Raw genomic sequence first — 15610 nt, 5'->3', positions numbered from 1 at the left:
GCGTTATCTTGTTCGAACAGTCGGCGCGACGGAAAGGGATGCTCATGGACCGGGGCCCTCAGCGTTCGCCCGCGCGAGGAAAGAAGTTCGGCCGCATCGACCCGTTCTGCTGGATTCCGGTCGTCTCGCTGGTGACCATCGCGGCGCTGATGATCGTCAGCGGCGCCGCCCCCATCGGTGCCGCTCTCGTGGGCGTCGCCGGCCTGCTGCTGCTCTTCGACTCCTGGGTCAACCGCCCGGATCCGGAGGCGGACGCCCGTCCCGCGCGCGCCAGCCGTCCCCCCGCTCGCCCCCCGGCCCGGCCGGAGAGCCGTCCTCGGCCCCCGCGCGCCGACCCGTCCCGCGGTGCCGCGCCTCCCCCGCCTCCGATGCGCAACCGCCCGCCGCACCAGCCGCCCCGCGCGGACGGCAGGCCGGTCACGCGTCAGGTTCCGCCGCCTCCTCCACGTCGTCCCGGTCCTCGCTCGGGCGCGGGAGCCTGACCACTCCCACGCCGACCAGGAGTGCCCCCGCCAGCACGTGCAGCACGTTGTCCGGGTGGTTCACGGCGAGCAGGTTGACCGGCGCGTGGAGCAGGAAGAACCCCGCCAGCCCGACCAGCAGGTAGACGCCGCCGATCAGGGTGTTGGCCGCCTTCGCCCAGCCCGCCCCGATCCCGGCCGCGCCCGCGAGCGCGATCCCCACCCCGGCATGCACCAGGTCGTGCGTCGGATTGAGCTCGAAGAAAAGCAGCATCTTGCCGTGAGTGGCAGTGAAGGGCGTCTCCGTGGTGATCGCGAACCCGATCACACCGACCAGCAGGAAAACCGCCCCGAAACCGAAGCCGGCGATCCGGTTGACCGTGCCACTCGCCGGAACCGTGGTGGTCGTCATGCCGAGAGTACGGCCCGCGGAACGTGTGGGTTCAACCTCGGCAGAGACCTTGACACAGGTCACAGCGGCGCTGATACTCAACCAGAAGGTTGATTAACCAGAAGGTTGAATATGACCGAGGACGAGCTCAGCGCGACGTTCGCCGCACTCGCCGATCCCACCCGGCGCGCGATCCTGGCTCACCTGGCCAAGACCGGCGAGGCGACGGTGAACGAACTCGCGGCCCCGTTCGAGGTCAGCCTCCAGGCGATTTCGAAGCACCTGAAGGTGCTGGAAAACGCGGGCCTCATCACGCGAGGCCGGGACGCCCAGTTCCGGCCGTGCCGCCTCGAAGCGGCGCCGCTCGAGGTGGCCTCCAGGTGGATCGAGAGCCACCGGCTGCTCTGGCAGGGCCGCTACGACCGGCTGGAGGAGAAGCTTCGCGAACTACAGGGAAAACCGAATCACCGGGCGCCGAAGCCCGTGGGAAACGAGGAGCCATGAGCCGCACCAGAATCGTCGCAGAGCCCGGCAAGCAGGAGATCGTGCTCGTCCACGAGTTCGACGCTCCGCGCGAGCTGGTGTTCGCCACCGCGAACGACCCGGAACTGCTGCCCGAGTGGTGGGGCCCGTCGTCCCTGACCACCATCGTCGACCGGATGGAGGTCCGGCCCGGTGGCTCCTGGCGCGTCGTGCATCGCGACGCCGACGGCAACGAATTCGCCTTCCGCGGTGTGCATCACGATGTCACTGAACCCGAGCGGGTGATCCGTACCTTCGAGTTCGAAGGCGCACCGGGTCACGTCTCGCTGGAAACGGCCGTTTTCGCCACCGTGGCCGGAAAGACCCGGCTGACCACGACATCGGTGTACCAGTCGATCGAAGATCGGGACGCCGTGCTGGCCTCCGGCATGGAGGGCGGCGCCCGGGAGACGATGGAGCGACTCGCGGCGCTCGTCGCGAAAGTGCACTAGTTGTGCAGCGTCGGGGGACTTGTCAACGGCACGCCGTGTCCTTACCCTCAACCGAGGGTGATGAAAATGACACGTGCAGTGTACGATCCGTTGCCTTCCCTCCTCCGCCGCGCCGTGAGGGTGGTCGCGCTTCAGGAAGCCGCCACCGAAGCACCTCCCGCGAATCCGGAAACCCCGGATCTCCGGGAGGCGATGCCCACGCATCAGGCCTACGCCACCCTGGTACGGCGTGGTCTGCTCCACCGCATCGCCGCCGGGTATTACGCCCTCGTGCCCGGCGACGAAGTGGGTAAGTCCTGGAAACCCGTCCTCGAAGCCGCCGCCTGGGGCATCGCCGCCGCGGACGACGGACCTCGCTCGGTATCCCTGATGGGCCTGTCCGCCGCCAAGGAATACGGTGCTCTCGACGAAACCCTGAGCACCGCGGTGATCGCGACCACCCGCAACCGGCCCGCGATCCGTTTCACCGACCGCCAGGCGACGGTCTCGTTCATCCGGCGGGATCCGAACCGGATGCGCATCAAACGGCACACCACGCAACTCGGCCAGGGCTGGATCACCACGGTCGAGCAGACGATGCTCGATCTGGCCCAGTATCCGCAACTGGGCGGGCGCCCCGACCTCGCGACCGCCGCGATCAGCGGCCTCGTCGACCAGGCCGACCCGCACGTGCTCAACAGCCTCGCCATCGCGCACCGACGGCAGGGCGCACTGGACCGCATCCTGGAAATGATCTGACCGCTTGCCTGCCGCTGTTCGCCGATTCCAGCACACGGTCGACACCCGATCGCGCGGGGAAGAAGGTGGGTTCACCGCGGATGGTCCGTAGTGAACCCACCTGGGAATCGCCATGTCCCACCACCACGACGGCCGGCCGGCACACGACTCGGCCATGATCACGCCCGAACGCGCCGCGGAAATCAAGGATGTCGTCCACCGCGTCACACGCTGGGTCTCCGACCGCAGCGACGTCGTCGGCCTGCTGCTGGTCGGCTCCTGCGCCCGCGGCGCCGCACGGCCCGACTCCGATATCGACCTCGTCCTGCTCACCCGCGACACCACCCACTACACCGACAGCACGTGGACCGACAGCACCTGGACCGGCGAACTCGGCATCGGCGAGCTGATCAGAACCCGAACCTGGGGCGCCATCACAGAACAACGATTCGTCACAGCCTCCGGGCTGGAAGTCGAGATAGGCATCGGCCACCCTCGCTGGGCCAGCGTCGCTCCCGTCGACCCTGGCACGCACCGCGTCGTGAGCGACGGAGCCCGCATCCTGCACGACCCCACAGGAATCCTGGCCGACCTGTTGCGCGCGTGCCGGCGCCATGCGACCCGTTCCTCTGATGAGGACGCTATTCGGCGAACGTCCGATGGGCAGTCGGAACTGCCATCCCGAACGCGGGGGCCGCAGTGAGCGGCCACCCTGAGGGGCCTTGCGGGACAGACCCGGCCTTGCCCACCGCTGGGATTCCGAGACCGAGACGGGGCACGGCCTGTGCTCGTAGCGGATGGCGAGGCGCCGATATCCGGGCAACCACGCGATCGTGCTCTCGATCACGCAGGGCGCGTGCAGCTTGCCGGGTTTGCTGCGGCGAGGACCGCGTGATAACGACGCGGAGGCCTTTGTCCACATGCGACGGTTCTAGAATCGTGGGTCGTCAGGGGGATTGTCGTTGAAGGGGTTGGTGCGGGGTGGGTGGAGTGGCTCGGGGTTGCTGGTGTAGTGGTTGTTGGTAGGGGTGGTCACTGTGAAGGTCCCGGTGTTTTTGTTCAACTGGTAGGACCAGCCGGGGAGGTCTTTGGTGTGGTGGTCTCGGGTGCATAAGGCGGTGAGGTTGGTGTCGGCGGTGTCTCCGTGGAGGGCGTACCAGTCGTCGACGTGGTCGGTTTCGCAGTGCTGGGCGGGCCGGTGGCAGTAGGGTCGGCCCTGGGCGCGTTACCCGGATTTCTCCGGGCACGTTTCCCAAGGCCGCCCGCCGAACCGGACGTGCGACTTTCACCGCATCCGGCTCTCCACGGAGTTATGCCTGCTGGGCTGTGTCCAATAGTTCCGCCAGGCTGGTCCATGGTGTTGGGATCGAGTAACCCCGCCATTTGTAGCGTTCGATCGCTATTTCGCCTGGGTTATAGAGCTGGATCCCGTTTTCCGTTGGATAGGAGCACGGGCCGGTGAGAAATCGACGTTTGATCGCTCGCCAGCCCAGTTTGGGGTGTCGTGCGTAGAGCCATTTGACCACCCGTTGCCACGTGGAATGGCCCAGGTAGCTGAACGTGGCCGAGGACACCCCGTGCCGGAAGTAATGACACCATCCCCTGATCACCGAGTTGAGGTGCATCAGAAGTTGCCTGAGAGAAACATAGGGTGACCCTGATCTGCGGGTAATCACACGCACCTTCCTGGTGATCGCTTTCAGCGATTTCTTGGATGGATACGTGTAGACCTTCTTCGAGGTTGTCCCCGCCTTGAAGCGCCGCTGGATGCGCCACCCCAGGAAGTCGAACCCCTCATCTATGTGCACGACACGGGTTTTCTCCGCCGACAGGGACAACCCGATCGGCGCGAGAACCCGGGCGACCTCGTCCCACAGGCCCTCGGCATGATGCCGCGACCCGCTGACAAGCACCACAAAATCATCCGCGTAGCGGACCATCTTGAACACCGCCCCACCCGCACGGCGAAGACGCTTCCTCCGCTGCCCCGGCGTTTTCGTGCCGACACCGAACGCATCCCACTTCGCTTGGAAGTGTTCGTCCAGTACCGACAACGCGATATTCGCCAGAAGCGGTGAAAGAATCCCGCCTTGCGGGGTACCCGTGAGGGTTTCCTGATCCCGGCCGTCCTCGGTGAAAATCCCGGCCTTGAGGAAAGCCTTGACCAGCGCCAGAACGCGTTTATCCCCGACCCGCCGACGCACCCGCTCCATCAGGAACCGGTGATCGATGTTGTCGAAACACGCCTCGATGTCCGCCTCGAACACCCACTCATACCGCCGGGAGGTGAAATGATGGACATCAGCGACCGCGTCCTGCGCCCGATGCTTCGGACGGAACCCATGACTGGACGGGGTGAAATCCGCCTCGAACACCGGCTCCAGCACCAGCTTCAGCGCCGCCTGCACGACACGGTCCGCCGCCACCGGAATACCCAGCCGCCGCTTCTTGATACTACCCGGTTTCGGGATCAGCCGTTCCCGCACCGGCAACGGCCGGAACGTCCGATCCTTCAACTCCAGCCGTATACCGGCCAGGAGATTGACAGCCTCCCGCGGAAGATCGAGCGGGACAACCCCGTCAACCCCCGCGGTCCGACCACCCTTGTTTCCCCGGACCCGGCTGCCCGATCGATTACTTCCGTTACGGGATCTGGCGGCTGAACACCGCCCGTGCCGTCACCGCCCCGTGCCGTGCCTTTCTGCCGCCCCATCCCGTGCTGTGGCACGCGGTCTCCCAATCACGCGAACTACGCTCCCACCGCCTTCCCGGTCACCGGGTGCGGGTAGTGGAACGGGACGGTCTCCGTCTCCGGGAACATCCGCCAGTCGCCGACGATTTCGTCCGGGCCGTAAGGATCCTTGGGATAAGGGGTCGAAAGGTAACCGTCGTAGTCCGGATTCGCCCTCATCCAGCCCTCGTCGAACTCCGCCCGCCAGACCGGCCGCCAGTTGAGCACCTTGATCTTCCACACGTCGCCCTCGCGGACGTAGGTGTTCTCGTAGACGCCACCTTCCCACCACTGCCTCGGGGACTTCAGTGTCTGATGGCTCCCCGCCTGCATGATGGACCGGAACCGTCCGTTGGCGCTGAGCAGGTCCGGCGCGACGGTGATCACCGGTTGCATCTGGGGGTGGTCGAGCAGGCGGCCGTAGGAGGGACCGTTGACGGCTTCGGTGAAGCGCTTGGCGAACCGGCCCGCGTAGAGGCGTCGTACGCCATCCTTGCCGTTGAACAGACCGTGGAGGAAATACACCGAAGGATCGTCGTCGGTGAACAGGTCCACCACCTCGTCGTAAAAACACTTGTCGAGGTAGTAACCGTACTGGTGGTGCAACCGCTCGACCGCGTGGGCGGCTTCGAGCGTGCCCAGCCGGTGCTCCAGTCGCGATATCCGGTCCAGCAGTTCCGAAGTCGTCGTGCTCACCGATCCCCTCCTCGTGCTCAAAGGTGGAAAAGCCGCTCCGCGTTGGTCTGGAAGAATGCCTTCTTCTCCTCGGCGGAAAGGGGCAGCGCGTCCTGGGTGACGACCTCGTCGGCCTCGTATTCGTAGGGATAGTCCATGGAATACAGCACGTGGTCCGCACCCAGTACCTCACGGCAGAACTGGATCGCGGGCGCCCAGGCCATTCCGCTGGTGGTGAACCACACGTTCTCACGCAGGTATTCGCTCACCTTGCGGCGCAACGGCTTCATGCGCTCGTACCGCTTGGCCCGCACCGTCGCGGCGTGCATGTAGTCCAGCCGGTACATCCAGAACGGCAGCGCTTCGCCCAGATGCCCGACGACCATCTTGAGGTTCGGGAACCGGTCGAACACCCCCGAGGTGATGATCCGGAGCAGGTGCATCCCCGTCTCCACCGCGAAGCCGTAGATCGCGCCGTCGAGCCCCGCCTCCAGCAACGGGCCGATCATCGTCTTCGGCGGTGTGGTCGGATGCAGGTAGATCGGGGCGTCCAGCGCCTCGGCGGCCTCGAAGATCGGCCAGAACTTCTCGTCGTCGAGGTACTCGCCGTGGGTGTGCGAATTGATGATCACGCCCTTGAGCCCGAGCTGCCGGACCCCTCGTTCGATCTCCTTGGCCGCGTGCGATGGATCCTGCGGCGCCACGGCGGTCAGCCCGGTGAAGCGGTCGGGATGCCGGCGGCACGCCTCGGCGAGCTGGTCGTTGGCCAGGGTCGCGAAGCCGACGGCGCGGTCGGCGCCGAAGACCTGCGTGCCCGGCGCGGTCAGCGAGATGACCTGCCGGTCGATCCCGGTGGCGTCCATGTCGGCCAGCCTGCGCTCCCCCAGGTCCTGCAGGCGCTCGCTGATCGCGAGGGCACGCTCACTGGAATGCGTCTGGTAGAAGCCGACCAGGCTGACGAACCCCGGATCGTCGGACTCGCCCCCGGCGATCATCTCCCGCCAGGCGGCCGCGATCTCCGGTGGGCAGAACGCCTCCTCGGTGGCGATCCGGAGATAACCCTGCCCGCCGCCGGTCTGAAGTTCCGTCATCAAGCTCCCTTTCTCAACTCGGTCGCCGTAACCCAGTTTCCGTGCAGTCCATAGGGAATGCGAATCGGCAGCTTCACGGTCGCCACCGGGGGCACGTCGATCCGTTTCGCGTCGAGGATCAGCAAATCGCTCCGGTTCTCTTCGTGCCGCCCCACGACCGCCATGACATAACCTTCGCCTGGCCCCGCCTCGTCGTGAGCGGGCACGAACAGTGGCTCACCGGTCGTCGAGGCGTCACCGACGTAGTGGGTCCTGGTCGTCCTGGCCGCGAGATCCACCGTGCCGATCCACCGGAAGCCACCGCCGGGGCGCCGCTGTCCCGGCACCTCGTACATGCCCAGCACGCCCCACGAGTAGGGCAAGGTCTCGAACCGGTCGTCCATCCGGGGGAATTCACCGGCGTGATCGGTCAACCGCTCCTCGGTGAAGGTCCGCGACTCCCCCATCGTGTCGATCGTCCACCGCGACAGATATCCCTTGACCCGTTCGGGATCACGGGGAGCGCCGCTCACGTCGGGAAAGAACGGGAAGTAGTTCGACTCCGACACCGGGGTGTCGACGAAGATGTGCCTGCCGTCGTCGTAGGCACCGAGAATGTGGCTCGCGAACCGGGTGGAGGCGCGGTACCAGCGCAGGTCCTCCGTCCGGCCCTTGCGCGGCAGCACACCGAGGTAGACGTCCTTGCCCGGGTCCCACGCGAACAGCGGCTGCCCCACCCGGAGCCGGTCCGCGTCGGCGACCAGCGGGATGATCGGGAAGATCACGAAGTTCTGGGTGACCGCGAAGTCGTGCAGCATGCTCGAATACGGTGCCTGGAACCAGGTTTCGTGCACCAGGTTCCCGTTCCGGTCCGCCTCGTAGTAGACGATGTCGGGCGTCCCTTCGCCTTTCGCGGCGTAGCCGAAGAACACCATCTCGCCGGTGCGCGGATCGAACTTCGGGTGCGCGGTCGAGGTCGGTGACGTCAGGGCACCGTCGAAGGTGTGCATGCCGACGGTTTCCAGCGTGTCCGGGTCGATCTCGAACGGCAGGCCGTCCTCTTTGGACGCCAGCAGGCGGCCCGCGTGCCAGAAGACGTTCGTGTTCGCCAGCGTCCGGTTCATCCCCGTCACCGACGGGTCGTCGGTGTAGGCATTGCGGTAGGCGCCGAACAATGCCCGCCGCGCCTCGCGTTCGGCCTTGAACCGGGGTGTGCGCACATACCGGCTCCTGAAGTCGACATGTCCCCCGGTGAACCGGAACGACATCACCATGCCGTCGGCGTTGAACGGGATGTCGTCGGCCGACCGAGGGGGCCATTGCCGGTCGGCCACCACGCGGTAGTAGGTTCCGTCCAGCTGACCGGGAACCTCGCCCTGAGCGACTTCGAGATCGTAGATCTCGGCTTCCACCCGCATCGGCGCGTTGAAGCCGGCGAAGAGGGGTTCGTCGGGAAAGGTCGTCGGCACCTGGGACACCATTGTCTCCTTCGCCTCGGGCGAACGTGGCTCAAGCGAAGCACCGGATCTCGCGTAGCGGCAAGGACGTCCGATAACGTTCCGCTATGAGGAAATCGGGTCCTCAGGTCCTGCGCTCGGCCGAACACGCGCTGCGCGTGGTGATGCTCGTGGCCGCCCGCGGGTCGGTCACGGTCAGCGAGGTGGCGGCGGAACTGTCGGTGGGCGTGTCCACCGCGCACCGGCTGCTCGCCACCTGCAAACACGCCGGGTTCGTCCGCCAGGACCGTGCCGGTGGTCCCTACCTGATCGGCCCCGCCATCCACGAGCTGACCCTGGCCACCACCGCCGCGGTTTCGCTCAAGGACGCGGGCGGTCCGGTCCTGCGCGATCTGCGCGACGAAATCGGCGAGACGACGAGCATGCTCATCCTGGAAGGGCGCAACGTCCGCTTCGTCGAGTCGCTGGCGGGACGCGGCCGCGCCCGGCTCGCGGCTCCTCGTGTCGGCGCCGTGCTGCCCGCGCACTGCACGTCGGGCGGCAAGGCGATGCTTTCCTGCCTGCCGGGGGACGAACTCCGCCGCCGCCTGCCCGGCCAGCGGCTGGAAGGTGTGAGCGAACGCTCGATCCGCACCTGGCCCGCGCTGGCCGCCGAGCTGACCCGGATCCAGCGGCGTGGCTGGGCCGCCAACATCGGCGAGGCCTCCCCCTCGATCGGCGCGGTGGGCGCCGCCATCCGGTCCGGGACCGGCGAGCCCCGCGCCGCGGTGGTCGTCGCGGCACCGCTGTCCCGGCTCGGCACCGCTCCCGAGCTGTCCGCGCTGGCCCCGGCGGTGATGGCCGCCGCCGCGCGCGTCCAGGAAAGGCTGCGCGGAGCGCCGGGCGATTAGAGTTGCCCTGTGAACACAGAGCTACAACTCGCCTCGGGCACGATCCGTGGTGAACGAGGTGCCGACGGGCTGACCGTCTTCCGGGGGGTGCCCTACGCCCACGCGGCACGGTTCACGCCGCCCAAGCCGGTCGAACCCTGGACGGGGGTGTTCGACGCGACCCGGCCCGGGCCGATCAGCCCGCAGCCGCCGGTTCGCCCGGACGCCGTGATGGGTCCCCCGCAGGCCGGCCTGCGGCAGGACGAGGACTGTCTGAACCTCACGGTGGTCACGCCCGGTGTGAACGGTCCGCGCCCGGTCATGGTCTGGATCCACGGCGGCGCGTATGTCACCGGGGCGTCGTCGTTCGGGTTCTACGAGGGGCGGCGGCTCGCGGCCGAAGGCGGCATCGTGTTCGTCGCGATCAACTACCGGCTCGGCGCGCTGGGTTATCTGAAGCTGCCCGGTGTCGCGCCGGGCAATCTCGGGCTTCTCGACCAGGTGGCCGCGTTGCGCTGGATCCGGGAGAACATCGGGAACTTCGGCGGTGACCCGGACCGGGTCACCGTGTTCGGGCAGTCGGCGGGCGCGCACTCCGTCGCGTGCCTGATGGCTGCCCCGGCCGCGCGAGGGCTGTTCCGGCAGGCGATCCTGCAGAGCGCGCCGCTGGGGCTCAAGCTCGCGACCCCGGCCAGGGCGGCCCGGGTCGCCCGCCACTTCACCACCGCGCTGCGGGCGGAGGTGACCACCGCGCCGGTCGAGGCCATTCTCGCCGCGCAGGACGCCGCCATCCAGCGGGTCTCCGGTCCCGGCGGGCTCGCGTCGCCACCGTTCTGCCCGACCGCGGGCACCGATGCGCTGCCCGGCGCCGACCGCTGGACGGCCGAGGCCGCCGGTGCCGGAGTGGACGTGATGATCGGAACCACGAGCGCGGAGATGAACGGCTTCCTCAACGGCAAACCGTTCAGCGAGCGGATCGAGCGTGTCCCGCTGGTGGGGCGGCGCGGGCTGGAAACGGTCAAACGGCTGGCCACGCGGCGGGTGTTCGAAACACCGTCGCTGCGCTTCGCCGACACGCTGGCCCGGGCAGGCCGCCGGGTCTTCACCTACCGGTTCGGCTGGGCGGCGTCCGGGTCGATCTTCGGGGCGTGCCATTGCGTCGAGCTTCCGTTCCTGCTCGGCGAACGCGAGGCGTGGGCCGGGGCGCCGATGCTGGCGGGCGCGGACTGGGACGACATCGAGGAGATCGGGCGGCCACTGCGGCAGGCGTGGATTTCCTTCGCCCGTGGCGGTTCTCCCGGTTCGGCGGCCCACGTTCCGGGCTCCGGACCGGGCCGGATCTGGACCGGACCGGTTCCTTCCCCCGACAGTCCGGCGGAGGTAATGTGACGTATTCACCCATTATCCGCTGGATTGGGGGAGTACTGACCACAATGGGACTCTATCTTCGGTCGACCGTCGCGGCGCTGCTCGCGGCCACCTGCACCGTGCCCGTGGCGGGGACCCCCCACGCCGCACAGCTGGATCCGCAACAGCTCGCCGGGGAACGGGTGATCTATTCCTATTCCGGCCTGACTCCGCCGCAGAGCCTGCTGGACCGGATCAGCGCGGGCGAAGCGGCCGGGGTGATCTTCTTCCGCGACAACATCTCCAGTCCCGCGCAGATCTCCTCGGTGATCGGGCAGCTGAAACAGGCGAACGCGACGAGCCCGGTGCGGGCGCCGCTGCTGCTCATGACCGACCAGGAAGGCGGGCAGGTCCGGCGGCTGCCGGGTGAACCGGCGCTGTCGGAAAAACAGATCGGTGAGTCCGCCGACCCGCGAGCCGCCGCCACCCAGGCGGGCAACGGAGCCGCACAGAACCTGTCCGGTGTCGGCATGAACGTCAACCTCGCGCCCGTGCTCGACGTTTACCGCACCGAGGGCGACTTCGCCGACCAGTACCAGCGCTCCTACAGCAAGGATCCCGCGGTGGTCTCCGACCTCGGTCAGGCGTTCATCTCCGCCCAGCAGCAGGGCGGGGTCGCCGCGACCGCCAAGCACTTCCCGGGTCTGGGATCGGCCCCAAGAGGCGCGAACACCGACAACGAGCCGGTCACCCTGAACGTGCCGCTGTCCACCCTGCGCTCGGTGGACGAGGCACCGTATCCGGCGGCGATCGGTGCGGGCGTGAAGCTCGTGATGATGTCTTGGGCGATCTACCCGGCGCTGGACGCGGCTCGTCCGGCCGGGCTTTCACCGATCGTGGTGCGCCAGGAACTGCGGGAGCGCCTGGGCTTTCCCGGCGTGACCGTGACCGACGCGCTGGAAGCGGGCGCGCTCCGGCAATTCGGCGACACCGGGCAGCGCGCGGTGTCCGCCGCCTCGGCGGGGATGGACCTGATCCTGGCCTCCGGCCACGACCCCGCCCAGGGCGACGCCGCCGCGAACGCCCTGGCCGTGGCCTATCAGTCCGGCAAGCTCGACCAGGCCGACTTCACCGCCGCCGCCGACCGGGTCACCACCCTGCGCTCATCCCTGCGCTGACCCGCCCGGTCCCTCCCCCCGGGCTCAGTCGCCGCGTTCCTGACGCTCGGCGAGGAACCGCTCGAACTCCGCGCCGAGTTCCTCGGCGGTGGGCACCGCCATGTCCTCGGCGAGCAGGCTCCGGCGGTCCATCGCCTCGACGAAGGTGTCGTACTGCTGTTCCAGCGCGCGCACCACGTCCGCCACCTCGTCGGATTCGGCGACCTGCCGCGCGATCTCGTCGTCGGTGCGACGGGCGGCCTCCCGCAGCTTTTCGTCCGGCAGGGACAGGCCGGTGATCCGGGAAATCGAACCCAGCAGCGTCAGGCCCGCCGCCGGATAGCGTGACTGCGCCAGGTAATGCGGCACATGCGCGGCGAACCCGGCCGCGTCATGGCCCGCTTCGCCGAGCCGCAGTTCGGTCAGCGCGGAGGCGGATCCGGGCACCTGAAGACGGTTGAGCACCGGATCGAACTCACCGATCAGCTCGGCGCGGGTCGCGTGGGCGGTCACGCCCAGTGGCCGCGTGTGCGGCGCGCCCATCGGAACGCCGTGGTAGGACACGGTCATCCGCACGCCCCAGCGTTCGACCAGGCCACGCACCGCGGCGGCGTAACGTTCCCACTCGTGGTCCGGTTCGGGGCCGGTCAGCACCAGGAACGGCGTCTCCCCGTCGTCATGGCACAGCCGCACGGCCAGTTCAGGGGTCTCGTACCCCGCCCAGTGGTCGGCCTCGAAGGTCATCATCGGCCTGCGGGACCGGTAGTCGATCAGCCGGTCCACATCGAAGCGGGCGACGACCTGGCTCTCCCGCCCGGACAACAGATGTTCGGTGACGATCTTGGCGGCGCCGCCCGCGTCGATGAAACCGTCGAGTTGGTGCAGCAGTACCGCACCGTCCAGTTCGGGCAGCCCGGAATCCACCTCGTAGAGATCGTGCGGGTCTAGCACCTTAGCCTCCTGCTGCCTTTGTGTCTGTCTTCCCCGAGAGTGAACGTCGCAGGGCGGTGAATCCATCCCGCTCACGTCATCACCGCCGAGACCGCCAAGCGAGCGAACAGGCTCGGCCGTCCGGACGAAACCCCGCTCCGCAGACAGGTCATCATGATACTTTTGGTGAACTTTCCCACTGTCGTTCGCGGTTGATCCGATATCGGGGGGACACCGATGGATGGAACAGCCGGCGTTTGCGCACGTGTGCTCGCCGACATGTCAGCAGACCCGCATGGACAGTTCTCCCCTTCCGTCTACGAAACGGCCAGGCTCGTCACGCTGGTTCCCGGCCTGGCCGGCCACGGGGGCCGGATCCGGTTCCTGCTCGCCGAACAGAACGCCGACGGAGGATGGGGCAGGCCGGATTCCTACGGACTGCTGCCGACGCTGAGTGCCACCGAGTCCCTGCTCGCCGAGTCGCGCCGTGCCCGGAACCCGGTCGTGGGCCTGGCCGCGGGCCGTGGCCTGCAAGCGTTGTACACGCGCTGGTCCGATGGCGAAATCACGCTTCCGGACACGGTAGCGGTGGAAATCCTCGTGCCCGCCCTGATCGCCGACATCAACGCGCACCTCGAAGCGCTCGACGCGGAATCCTCGCCGGTACTTCAAGGACGTCGTCTGCCCGATCCCCCGGGCACGAATTCGGAACTCCTGGCCGGCCTGCGGGAAACAGTCCGGCGTGGACAACCGTTGCCCCCCAAGGTCGTGCACTCCCTGGAGGCGGTCGGCCCGGCGGCACAAGGGGTTTCGTTCGCGCGAGCCGGCGAAGACGGTGTCGGCTGTTCTCCTGCCGCGACAGCGGTCTGGCTCGGAAACCCCGCCCCGGAAGGGCCGGCACGGCGATACCTCGAGACGGTGCAGGCGCGGCACGACGGGCCGGTCCCGGTGGCCGCACCGCTCGACGTCTTCGAGCGGTCATGGGTGCTGGCCACCTTCGCCGGCGCGGGAATCGACGTCCCCGTTCCGCCCGGGATCGTGACCGGCCTGCGGAACGCCTTCGGAGAATCCGGTGTGCCCGGTGGTGCCGGCCTGCCGCCCGACGCGGACGACACGGCCACCGCGCTCTACGCGCTGGCCGCCCTCGGCCGTCCGCGCTCACTGGACTGCCTCTGGCCGTACCAGCAGGACGATCACTTCGTCACCTACCCCGACGAGCGCACGCCGTCGGTCACCACGAACGCGCATGTGCTGCAAGCCTTCACCAGCACCGAGACCACGAAGCCCGGCGTCGGAGAAACGATGCGCGTCCTGGCCGCGTGGCTGTGCGGGCAACAGCGCGCCGACGGGTCTTGGATGGATAAGTGGCACGCTTCCCCTTACTACGCCACGTTCTGCTGTGTCGCCGCACTGTCCGGATGCGGGGAAAGCACGCCGGCGGTACGCAAGGCGATGCACTGGGTCGTCGGTACGCAACGCCGGAACGGGTCGTGGGGCCGCTGGGAGGGCACGTCCGAGGAGACCTCCTATGCGGTGCGGATCCTTTTACAGGCCAACGGAAACCGGCCGGACCCGACGGTCGAGCAGGCCGCGGCCCGGGGCTGCGCGTACCTGCTCGGCAAGGACGGCGAGGCCGACCCTCCGCTGTGGCACGACAAGGACCTCTACACCCCGGGCAGGATCGTGCTGGCCCAGCGGATCGCGGCGCTGCGGGCCGCGGACGCGAACCCGCGGGTCGGCCGGCTCGTCGGCCCCTGGATCTCGGTCGGCGCGGGCCGGACGGCCTGACCCGCCAGCATTGTCCTTTGTGGACAAAGGGAGTCCGGGAGGACTCAGGGTTTACGGCCGAGACCCACGAACATGCCGCCGAGTTCGGCGTTGTGGTCGATCTTGGTGCCGGGTTCGGGCTTCCACAGTTGCACCGGGGTGATACCCGGCTCGACCAGCTCCAGGCCGGTGAAGAACTCGGCCTGCCTTTCCCGGTCGCGGAGGAAGACCGACGGCGGTGCGAGGTTGAACATCCGTTGCGAAAGGGCGAGCGCTGATTCGAGCGCTCGCGTACTGTTCGCCTGCGAGACCCCCACATAGCTACCGGAAGTGAGGGCGTCGGAGTAGGCGGCGACCAGCCCGTACGGGTCGTCGGTGTCCGGGAGGAGCGTCAACGACTCGATGAACAGCAGGGCGACGGGACGGCCGAAATCGATCAGCCGGCGCGTTTCGGGAGCATCGAGAACGTCGGCCGGGCACCGGAAGTCGACACACAGGTAGGCGACCTGGTCGTCGCCCGCCACCAGATCCCGGCCGTCGGCGGCGATTTCGGGCTCGCGGTCCACGTACACCACGCGGCTGTCCGGGGCGGCCCCGCGGGCCACCTCGTGCACGTTGCCGCGGGTGGGCACGCCGGAACCGAGGTCGAGGAACTGCCTGATCCCCTGGCTCACCAGATAGCGGACCATCCGCCCGAGCATCGCACGCTGAGCGCGCACCAGATACGGGATGTGCGGCGCGACCAGCTCCACCTGCTGGGCGAAGTCCAGGTCCGCCTTGGTGCTGCGGTAGGTACCGCCCAGCCAGTGGTTCATGACCCGCGCGATCATGCCGAAATCCATGCCATGCTCACCTGGAGCTATGGGCGGCGCCACTCCTGGTTCGCCTCCTCGCCATGCTGTCCCTTGACGCCGACGGATTCACCGACCGCGCCGGGCGCCGAGTCTACTGTAAGTGCCGCGCCATGACGCACTCGGAAGCGGCGGGTCTCATCGGGTGTTTCCGCAGCGTGCAAGGGGTTTGCGCCGAATCAGCCGATCAGGCCACTCGCCCGCCCGGGCAGC

15 protein-coding genes and 1 pseudogene are annotated in these 15610 nt (G+C 68.1%); 8 read left to right on the top strand and 8 right to left on the bottom strand.

Annotated features, from left to right (window positions below; translation table 11 throughout):
• Nucleotides 1-58: 58 nt before the first annotated feature.
• On the bottom strand, nt 59-421 hold the full coding sequence (locus ACFSXZ_RS10465) for a hypothetical protein (RefSeq protein WP_378263814.1): 363 nt from the start codon (nt 419-421) through the stop codon (nt 59-61).
• Nucleotides 418-873: a DUF4383 domain-containing protein gene (locus ACFSXZ_RS10460; RefSeq protein WP_378263812.1), complete on the bottom strand. Its 456-nt coding sequence runs from the start codon at nt 871-873 to the stop codon at nt 418-420. The genes ACFSXZ_RS10465 and ACFSXZ_RS10460 overlap by 4 nt, the downstream gene beginning before the upstream one ends.
• A gap of 111 nt (nt 874-984) precedes the next feature.
• Here ACFSXZ_RS10460 and ACFSXZ_RS10455 point away from each other — a divergent pair, with 111 nt between their 5' ends.
• The 4 genes from ACFSXZ_RS10455 (at nt 985) to ACFSXZ_RS10440 (ending at nt 3246) form a co-directional block, all read left to right on the top strand.
• Complete coding sequence (locus tag ACFSXZ_RS10455; protein WP_378263810.1) at nt 985-1356, top strand: ArsR/SmtB family transcription factor; 372 nt, start codon at nt 985-987, stop codon at nt 1354-1356.
• Nucleotides 1353-1826 carry an SRPBCC family protein gene (locus tag ACFSXZ_RS10450; protein ID WP_378263808.1) on the top strand — a complete coding sequence of 158 codons (474 nt, stop codon included), beginning with the start codon at nt 1353-1355 and terminating at the stop codon, nt 1824-1826. The genes ACFSXZ_RS10455 and ACFSXZ_RS10450 overlap by 4 nt, the downstream gene beginning before the upstream one ends.
• Nucleotides 1827-1892: 66 nt before the next feature.
• On the top strand, nt 1893-2564 hold the full coding sequence (locus ACFSXZ_RS10445; RefSeq protein WP_378263806.1) for a type IV toxin-antitoxin system AbiEi family antitoxin domain-containing protein: 672 nt from the start codon (nt 1893-1895) through the stop codon (nt 2562-2564).
• A 154-nt stretch (nt 2565-2718) separates the two neighbouring features.
• The gene (locus ACFSXZ_RS10440; RefSeq protein ID WP_378263804.1) at nt 2719-3246 is read left to right on the top strand and encodes a nucleotidyltransferase domain-containing protein; all 528 of its coding nucleotides are present in this window, start codon (nt 2719-2721) and stop codon (nt 3244-3246) included.
• Between the two features lie 607 nt (nt 3247-3853).
• On the opposite strand, the pseudogene ltrA reads toward ACFSXZ_RS10440, so the two are convergent.
• The 4 genes and pseudogenes from ltrA to ACFSXZ_RS10420 all read right to left on the bottom strand — a co-directional run.
• Nucleotides 3854-5158 (bottom strand): annotated as a pseudogene (gene ltrA / locus ACFSXZ_RS10435) (group II intron reverse transcriptase/maturase); the annotation flags it as partial.
• Between the two features lie 134 nt (nt 5159-5292).
• Entirely contained in the window at nt 5293-5970 is a 678-nt protein-coding gene (locus tag ACFSXZ_RS10430) for a nuclear transport factor 2 family protein (RefSeq protein WP_378263802.1), read from the bottom strand.
• Between the two features lie 17 nt (nt 5971-5987).
• Entirely contained in the window at nt 5988-7040 is a 1053-nt protein-coding gene (locus ACFSXZ_RS10425; RefSeq protein WP_378263800.1) for an amidohydrolase family protein, read from the bottom strand.
• Complete coding sequence (locus tag ACFSXZ_RS10420; protein WP_378263798.1) at nt 7040-8500, bottom strand: carotenoid oxygenase family protein; 1461 nt, start codon at nt 8498-8500, stop codon at nt 7040-7042. The genes ACFSXZ_RS10425 and ACFSXZ_RS10420 overlap by 1 nt, the downstream gene beginning before the upstream one ends.
• A gap of 83 nt (nt 8501-8583) precedes the next feature.
• On the opposite strand from ACFSXZ_RS10420, the gene ACFSXZ_RS10415 reads away from it, so the two are divergent.
• Genes ACFSXZ_RS10415 through ACFSXZ_RS10405 form a run of 3 tightly spaced genes read left to right on the top strand, consistent with a single transcriptional unit; the run spans nt 8584 to nt 11870 of the window.
• Entirely contained in the window at nt 8584-9366 is a 783-nt protein-coding gene (locus tag ACFSXZ_RS10415) for an IclR family transcriptional regulator (RefSeq protein WP_378263796.1), read from the top strand.
• Nucleotides 9367-9375: 9 nt separating this feature from the next.
• Entirely contained in the window at nt 9376-10734 is a 1359-nt protein-coding gene (locus ACFSXZ_RS10410; protein WP_378263794.1) for a carboxylesterase/lipase family protein, read from the top strand.
• Between the two features lie 44 nt (nt 10735-10778).
• Nucleotides 10779-11870 carry a glycoside hydrolase family 3 N-terminal domain-containing protein gene (locus ACFSXZ_RS10405; protein WP_378263792.1) on the top strand — a complete coding sequence of 364 codons (1092 nt, stop codon included), beginning with the start codon at nt 10779-10781 and terminating at the stop codon, nt 11868-11870.
• A gap of 24 nt (nt 11871-11894) precedes the next feature.
• On the opposite strand, the gene ACFSXZ_RS10400 is transcribed toward ACFSXZ_RS10405, so the two are convergent.
• Nucleotides 11895-12800: a proteasome assembly chaperone family protein gene (locus ACFSXZ_RS10400; protein ID WP_378263790.1), complete on the bottom strand. Its 906-nt coding sequence runs from the start codon at nt 12798-12800 to the stop codon at nt 11895-11897.
• A gap of 258 nt (nt 12801-13058) precedes the next feature.
• Here ACFSXZ_RS10400 and ACFSXZ_RS10395 point away from each other — a divergent pair, with 258 nt between their 5' ends.
• Nucleotides 13059-14567, top strand: coding sequence for a prenyltransferase/squalene oxidase repeat-containing protein (locus ACFSXZ_RS10395; protein ID WP_378263788.1), 1509 nt, complete (start codon nt 13059-13061; stop codon nt 14565-14567).
• 44 nt (nt 14568-14611) lie between these two features.
• Here the strand turns inward: ACFSXZ_RS10395 and ACFSXZ_RS10390 are convergent, their stop codons facing one another.
• Nucleotides 14612-15388 carry an SAM-dependent methyltransferase gene (locus ACFSXZ_RS10390; protein WP_378263786.1) on the bottom strand — a complete coding sequence of 259 codons (777 nt, stop codon included), beginning with the start codon at nt 15386-15388 and terminating at the stop codon, nt 14612-14614.
• Nucleotides 15389-15610: the final 222 nt, after the last annotated feature.

Source organism: Amycolatopsis pigmentata (assembly GCF_042684065.1).
Taxonomy (GTDB): domain Bacteria; phylum Actinomycetota; class Actinomycetes; order Mycobacteriales; family Pseudonocardiaceae; genus Amycolatopsis_E; species Amycolatopsis_E pigmentata.
Note: the sequence above shows the minus strand (reverse complement) of the source record. Positions and strands in the feature narration are given on the sequence as shown.